This window comes from Pseudobutyrivibrio sp. (genome assembly GCF_017471675.1).
Classification (GTDB): Bacteria; Bacillota; Clostridia; order Lachnospirales; family Lachnospiraceae; genus Pseudobutyrivibrio.
This window is the reverse complement of sequence record NZ_JAFUSK010000058.1, coordinates 1-5,767: the sequence shown is the minus strand read 5'-3', so window position 1 is coordinate 5,767 and position 5,767 is coordinate 1. Positions and strand designations below refer to the sequence as shown.

Annotated in this window: 6 protein-coding genes and 1 tRNA gene; 3 read left to right on the top strand and 4 right to left on the bottom strand. The window is 40.4% G+C overall.

Annotation, left to right across the window (positions count from 1 at the left end; genetic code table 11):
• Positions 1-10: 10 nt before the first annotated feature.
• Positions 11-83: transfer RNA gene (locus tag IJ535_RS09480), tRNA-Gly, on the bottom strand.
• A gap of 195 nt (positions 84-278) precedes the next feature.
• Here IJ535_RS09480 and IJ535_RS09475 point away from each other — a divergent pair.
• Positions 279-968, top strand: coding sequence for a hypothetical protein (locus IJ535_RS09475; RefSeq protein ID WP_294301802.1), 690 nt, complete (start codon positions 279-281; stop codon positions 966-968).
• 23 nt (positions 969-991) lie between these two features.
• Here IJ535_RS09475 and IJ535_RS09470 read toward each other — a convergent pair whose 3' ends face one another.
• The 3 genes from IJ535_RS09470 to IJ535_RS09460 all read right to left on the bottom strand — a co-directional run bounded on the left by IJ535_RS09470 (position 992) and on the right by IJ535_RS09460 (position 3,693).
• Positions 992-1,651 (bottom strand): methionine ABC transporter permease, encoded by a 660-nt coding sequence (locus tag IJ535_RS09470; RefSeq protein ID WP_294301799.1) that lies wholly within the window; start codon positions 1,649-1,651, stop codon positions 992-994.
• Positions 1,644-2,663 (bottom strand): methionine ABC transporter ATP-binding protein, encoded by a 1,020-nt coding sequence (locus tag IJ535_RS09465; RefSeq protein ID WP_294301796.1) that lies wholly within the window; start codon positions 2,661-2,663, stop codon positions 1,644-1,646. The genes IJ535_RS09470 and IJ535_RS09465 overlap by 8 nt, the downstream gene beginning before the upstream one ends.
• A gap of 136 nt (positions 2,664-2,799) precedes the next feature.
• Positions 2,800-3,693 (bottom strand): MetQ/NlpA family ABC transporter substrate-binding protein, encoded by an 894-nt coding sequence (locus tag IJ535_RS09460; protein WP_294301794.1) that lies wholly within the window; start codon positions 3,691-3,693, stop codon positions 2,800-2,802.
• 206 nt (positions 3,694-3,899) lie between these two features.
• Here IJ535_RS09460 and IJ535_RS09455 point away from each other — a divergent pair, with 206 nt between their 5' ends.
• Positions 3,900-5,129 (top strand): immunoglobulin-like domain-containing protein, encoded by a 1,230-nt coding sequence (locus IJ535_RS09455; protein ID WP_294301790.1) that lies wholly within the window; start codon positions 3,900-3,902, stop codon positions 5,127-5,129.
• A 17-nt stretch (positions 5,130-5,146) separates the two neighbouring features.
• Complete coding sequence (locus tag IJ535_RS09450) at positions 5,147-5,692, top strand: hypothetical protein (protein WP_294301787.1); 546 nt, start codon at positions 5,147-5,149, stop codon at positions 5,690-5,692.
• Positions 5,693-5,767: the final 75 nt, after the last annotated feature.

The window sequence follows — 5,767 nt, the reverse complement described above, 5'->3', positions numbered from 1 at the left end:
GTATTAAAAGAGCGCGAGACGGGACTCGAACCCGCGACCCCCACCTTGGCAAGGTGGTGCTCCACCAACTGAGCCACTCGCGCTTATTCGTGTATTTTTCGAGCTTCGCGAAGAAAAATCACGAAGTTGAGAAAATGCAAAGCATTTTCGAAACAAATCTCAGCCAACTTGGCTACTTGTTTGCCTCAACAACAATAGCTATTCTAAAGGATAGACAAGAATAAGTCAAGCATATTTTTAAACTTTTTTCACATTATTTTTCATGCTACAATTATTTTATGAAAAACACATTTTTAAAGCGTCCATATATTAATATTACAAACGAAAATGGTAGGATAATCGGCAATGGAGCCAACCAGGGTTGGTTCTCTAATTCCCCATGGTTTAATGTTAGCGGGCAGGGGTGCGGCATCATCTCCGCTCTTGATACCTTATTTTATATTAAAGGTGACAGAATCATCACTAAGGCTGACTACCAACAGGCCATATTGGATTTTGCAAAAAGTATCGTATTTACGAAGTTATTTATGCATGAGTTCTTTGGGAAATTTGCCATTGGTCTCACCCCACTTCAGATTACAAAATTTCTAAATAAGAAACTTGGCAACGGCTACAAAGTTACCTACAACGGCAGATATGGTCACGAAGATATGCTGGTCAAAATGGAAGATCAATTGGAGGCAGATTTACCTGTAATATGGTCACTCTACCGCCCCCACAAAAGGATTACTCTATACACTTACAAATCTGTTCCCGGTGAGTATATCCCTGCCACCACAACCAACAGTCACTACGTAAATGCGATAGCTGTTATCCACGATGCTGCACCTAATCATGACACAATGATAAAAATATCCTCCTGGGGCAAGATTTATTTCATTGATTATGATGAATACCTTGCCTACACGGGAAATTCTATTATTAGCGCAGTTACATCCAACATCTTTCTAATTAAAAAGCTTCAGTGAACCACTCCACTGAAGCTTTAATTTTATTTTCTCTTATCTAAATTGCCAGCGATCTTCATTCCAACATTCTGTATAATCTGAAACAGAATAATAAGAAGAATAACTGTAATAATCATTATATCTGTCTGCCATCTGTAATATCCATATCTAACAGCGATATCACCTAAACCACCGCCGCCGACAGTACCAGACATTGCAGAATATCCAAGGATATTTCCTGTAGTGATTGTAGCGCCAATAATCAGTGATGTACGAGCCTCCACAAGCATAACCTTGGTCACAATATCCCAATTGCTAGCGCCCATAGATTTGGCAGCCTCAATAACGCCTGGGTCTACTTCATTAAGCGAAGACTCTACCATACGGGCAATGTAAGGAGCAGCACATACAACAAGTGGTACAATTGTGGCTGTAGAACCATAGCTCTTCCCCACTACAAGTCTTGTAAATGGAATTAGTAAAATCAGAAGAATCAAAAATGGTATTGAACGCACAATGTTACATATAAAATCAAGCAATGCATAAACAGCTTTGTTAGGCTTCAAGCCATCCTTACTTGTGACCTTAAGGCAAATGCCAAGTGGAAGTCCTAGCACATACGCAACCAATGTTGACACGATTGTCATGTATAGTGTGTCCCTGATTCCTTCTAAAAGCATACTAATAACCTGTGAATCAAACATCTCCAGTCACCTCCTCAATTTCTAGGCCTCTTTCCTTGAGATATACTATGATATTCTCCTGAAGCTCTGTATCTTCCGGCAGGCCAAGAATCATCTCGCCCTTGGCAACGCCACCCACGTTTCTAGTATCAGCCCTAAGAATGTTTACTGCAGTCTGAAACTTTAGAACCATGTTGGCAATGACAGGCTCAAAGGATGAATTCTCCGTAAATACGATACGAATCTTTCTCTCGCCATTAAGTGTCTCCACAGTGCCGCCGGCTTTATTATCGTCGCCTCTAAGAATCAGCTCTCTTGCTGCACTTGATTTAGGATGATTAAACACATCTTCTACTAATCCGTTTTCAACTACCTGGCCCTTTTCAATAATGGCAACCTTATTGCAGATTTCTGATACTACAGACATCTGGTGGGTGATTACAATGATTGTAATGCCAAGCTTCTTATTGATATCCCTAAGCAACTCCAATATAGATGCTGTTGTCTGTGGATCAAGGGCCGATGTGGCCTCATCGCAAAGAAGGATTCTAGGATTGTTAGCTAGCGCTCTTGCAATGGCAACACGCTGTTTTTGTCCACCGGAAAGCTGTGCTGGATATGCCTTTGCCTTGTCAGACAATCCAACCACCTCTAACAACTCCTTAGCACGCTTTCTTGCGTCAGCCTTTGAAACCTTCTGCAATCTAAGTGGAAAACAAATGTTATCAATTACATTCTTTTGCATAAGCAGGTTGAAGCTTTGGAAAATCATAGCTATCTGGCTACGTTCCTCTCTAAGCTCCTTTTCAGAAAGCTCACCAAGATTCTTATCTCCTATTAGTACTTCACCCGATGTAGGCTTTTCAAGATAATTAAAACATCTTACAAGGGTACTCTTACCTGCTCCTGACATTCCGATAATGCCATAAATATCCCCTGTTTCCACAATCAGATTGATGTTTTTCAAAGCCTCAACATTTTGCTCTCCTTGAGCAAATGTTTTTGAAAGATTTTTTACAACAATTTCGTTCATATAATACACTCTCCTCATAATCCTCTAAGACTATGACTTTCATTTATTAACAACAAATGAGTGTAGCAATGGCAGTTTTCCACCCGCTACACTCTATTAAGATTACCCTTTGTTGAATTTTAGGTCAAGATTGTTTCTACTTATCGTAGAAAACAACTGCACCATCATAATTATCCTCGATAAACTTTTTAATATCATCTGACTTAAGAACAGATACTAATGCCTGAATCTTTGCATCATTCTCATGACCTTCTGCAACTGCAATGATGTTAACGTATGTCTCTGCTGCAACAGAATCAGCTGACTCATAAGCGATAGAATCCTTGGCTACAGAATAACCAGCTTCAAGTGCGTAGTTACCATTTAATACAACGAATGCAACCTCACCTACAACACGTGCAACCTGTGCTGCCTCAAGCTCCTCAAAGTCAAGGTCGTAAGGATTCTCTGTGATGTCATTAACTGTTGCCTCCAAACCAACACCATCCTTTAATGTAAGAAGTCCGTTGTCCTGAAGAAGCAAGAGGGCTCTAGCCTCGTTTGTAGTATCGTTAGGGATTGCAATAACATCGCCCTTAGCAACATCATCAAGGGATGACTTTGTGCCAGGATAGATTCCAAATGGCTCATAGTGAATATCGCCTGCATCTACAAGATGTGTGCCATGCTCCTCATTGAAGCTGTTAAGGTATGGGATGTGCTGGAAGTAATTTGCATCAAAATCTCCAGCTTCAACAACCTCGTTAGGTTGAACATAATCATCAAAAACTGTAACCTGAAGGTCATATCCCTGCTCCTTAAGAGCTTCCTTTGCTGCTTCAAGAATCTCAGCATGTGGTGTTGCCGATGCTGCAACTGTAATAGTTTCGAGCTCTTTTGTGCTCTCTGTCGCTGTGGATGAATCGCTAGCTGCATTAGTGCTAGGCTCTGAAGTGTTAGATTCTGATGCGCTACCGCAGCCTACTAATGCCCCTGCTGTAATTATTGAAGCTAATGATAAGCTTACTAACTTTGATAAATTCTTTTTCATATTTTGTCTCCTCCATATCCGTTATTCTATGAATGAGACTCTATCACACCCTCACGGGTTATTCAATGGGGTTTATTATACCAAGATTTTATATCTAGTTATCAATATTATTTATAGCAAAAATCTACATGTCTTCTTACTCTTTGTTTTTTACCTGAAATCGACTATAATTTCTTATGAAAATTATATATAGATAGGACGATGAAATGAAACGCAAATTATTGTTAATTATAATCCCACTTATTATGGTTTTAGGAGTTGCTACTGCCGGCTTCATCTTCTATTTTACCCAGTCCGATTTAGTTTATTCTGAGGTTTATATAGAAGCAGGCACCGACAAATGCAATGTGGATGATTTTCTAAAGCATCCTGCTGATAACGTCTCATTTTCCAAAGATACCAGCTTCGATTTAATGGTTCCCGACGATTACAAAATAACTATTAGATGGAAGATGCCTGTATTTGGCAATCAGACTTATCACAGCACACTGCATGTTCAGGATACCACAGCGCCAGCTGTAACACTTGCCACTGATTCCATCGAAATGTACACAACTGCTACCCCACCTACAGCAGCTGATTTGGTAGATTCTGTTATCGACGTTACAAACTGTTCCATCGATTTTAAAGAGCCATACGATTTCACTAAAGAGGGGAAGTTCGATATAGTTGTGCTTGTTGCAGATTCTTCTGGAAACACCACCGAAAGTGTAATTCCTTGCACTGTTGTAGATGATGTTACCCCACCAGAAATCGCAGGTGTGGAACCATTAACAGTTTCTCAGGGTGATGCTATTTCTTATAAAAAGAACGTTACTGTCACAGATGATAAGGACGATAATCCTACGCTAGAGGTGGACACTTCCTCAGTTAATCCTGACAAACGTGGCACCTACAAGGTAACCTACACTGCCACCGATGCAGCTGGAAATGTATCTGAAAAGACCACTACTATAAAGATTGTATCTGCCAAGATTTCCGAAGCCACAGAAGAAACAGTCAATGCAAAAGCAGATGAAATCCTTTCGGAAATCATCACCGAAGGCATGACTCAAAAGCAGCAGGCAAAAGCTGTTTTTGACTGGGTCGTTAAGAACATTACCTACTCTGAAACAGCCGGTATAGATGATCTTCTTTCTGCTGCCTACAAGGGCATGTTTTACAGAATCGGTGACTGCACAGTCAAACAGAAAACCGCCGAAGTCATGCTTAACAGGCTGGGCATCAAAAACATGGAAATAGAAAAAATCCGCGACACTCGTGGTCACTACTGGCTACTTATTGATATAGGCGAAGGCTGGTATCACTACGATCCAAATCTGCAGCTGGATGGCACACTTATCTTCTACTGGCACGATGCGGATTTGTGGGAATATTCCAACGCCCATAAGAACACTCACAACTATGACCCAAGCAAATATCCACATATACAATAAATTTTGGAGGAATAATGATGAAAAACAAATTACTTACTTTATGCTTAGTTACAGCAATGACATTGTCACTGGTTGCATGTGGCAATTCCAATGACACTAAGGTAATCGAATCAAACAACACATCACAGGCTTCCAGCTCTGAGCAAGCAGCTAGCACACAGACTGGCTATGTATTTAACTACGATGGAATGGATATTCCTGTAGACTCTGATGTTGCTCCTATTATCGACAAGCTAGGTGAGCCAAGTAACTATTTCGAATCTCCTAGCTGCGCTGCTGATGGTATTGGCAAGCTTTACACCTACAGTGATTTTGAAATCCAGACATACCCTGATGGGGATGTAGACAAGGTTTTATACGTAATGCTTCGCACAGATAATGTTGCTACCGCAGAAGGCATAGATTTATCTAGCAGCCGCGAGGATATCGTAGGTGCATACGGCCAGGCTACAGAAGAAGATTCAAGCTCTATGAAATACCAAAAGGGTGATATGACTCTAGTGTTTATCTTTGACGGAGACAGTCTTATCTCCATTGAATACGACAGCGCTTTGAACTTATAAAAAGGCTGAATTGTCTGAAAAACAAAGGGATTTTTTAAAGCTTTGCAACTTTAGAAAATCCCTTGACTTATGAGT

Coding starts and splice junctions, on each gene's coding strand:
- IJ535_RS09475 (WP_294301802.1), top strand. CDS start 279: ATGAAAAACACATTTTTAAAGCGTCCATATATTAATATTACAAACGAA.
- IJ535_RS09470 (WP_294301799.1), bottom strand. CDS start 1,651: ATGTTTGATTCACAGGTTATTAGTATGCTTTTAGAAGGAATCAGGGAC.
- IJ535_RS09465 (WP_294301796.1), bottom strand. CDS start 2,663: ATGAACGAAATTGTTGTAAAAAATCTTTCAAAAACATTTGCTCAAGGA.
- IJ535_RS09460 (WP_294301794.1), bottom strand. CDS start 3,693: ATGAAAAAGAATTTATCAAAGTTAGTAAGCTTATCATTAGCTTCAATA.
- IJ535_RS09455 (WP_294301790.1), top strand. CDS start 3,900: ATGAAACGCAAATTATTGTTAATTATAATCCCACTTATTATGGTTTTA.
- IJ535_RS09450 (WP_294301787.1), top strand. CDS start 5,147: ATGAAAAACAAATTACTTACTTTATGCTTAGTTACAGCAATGACATTG.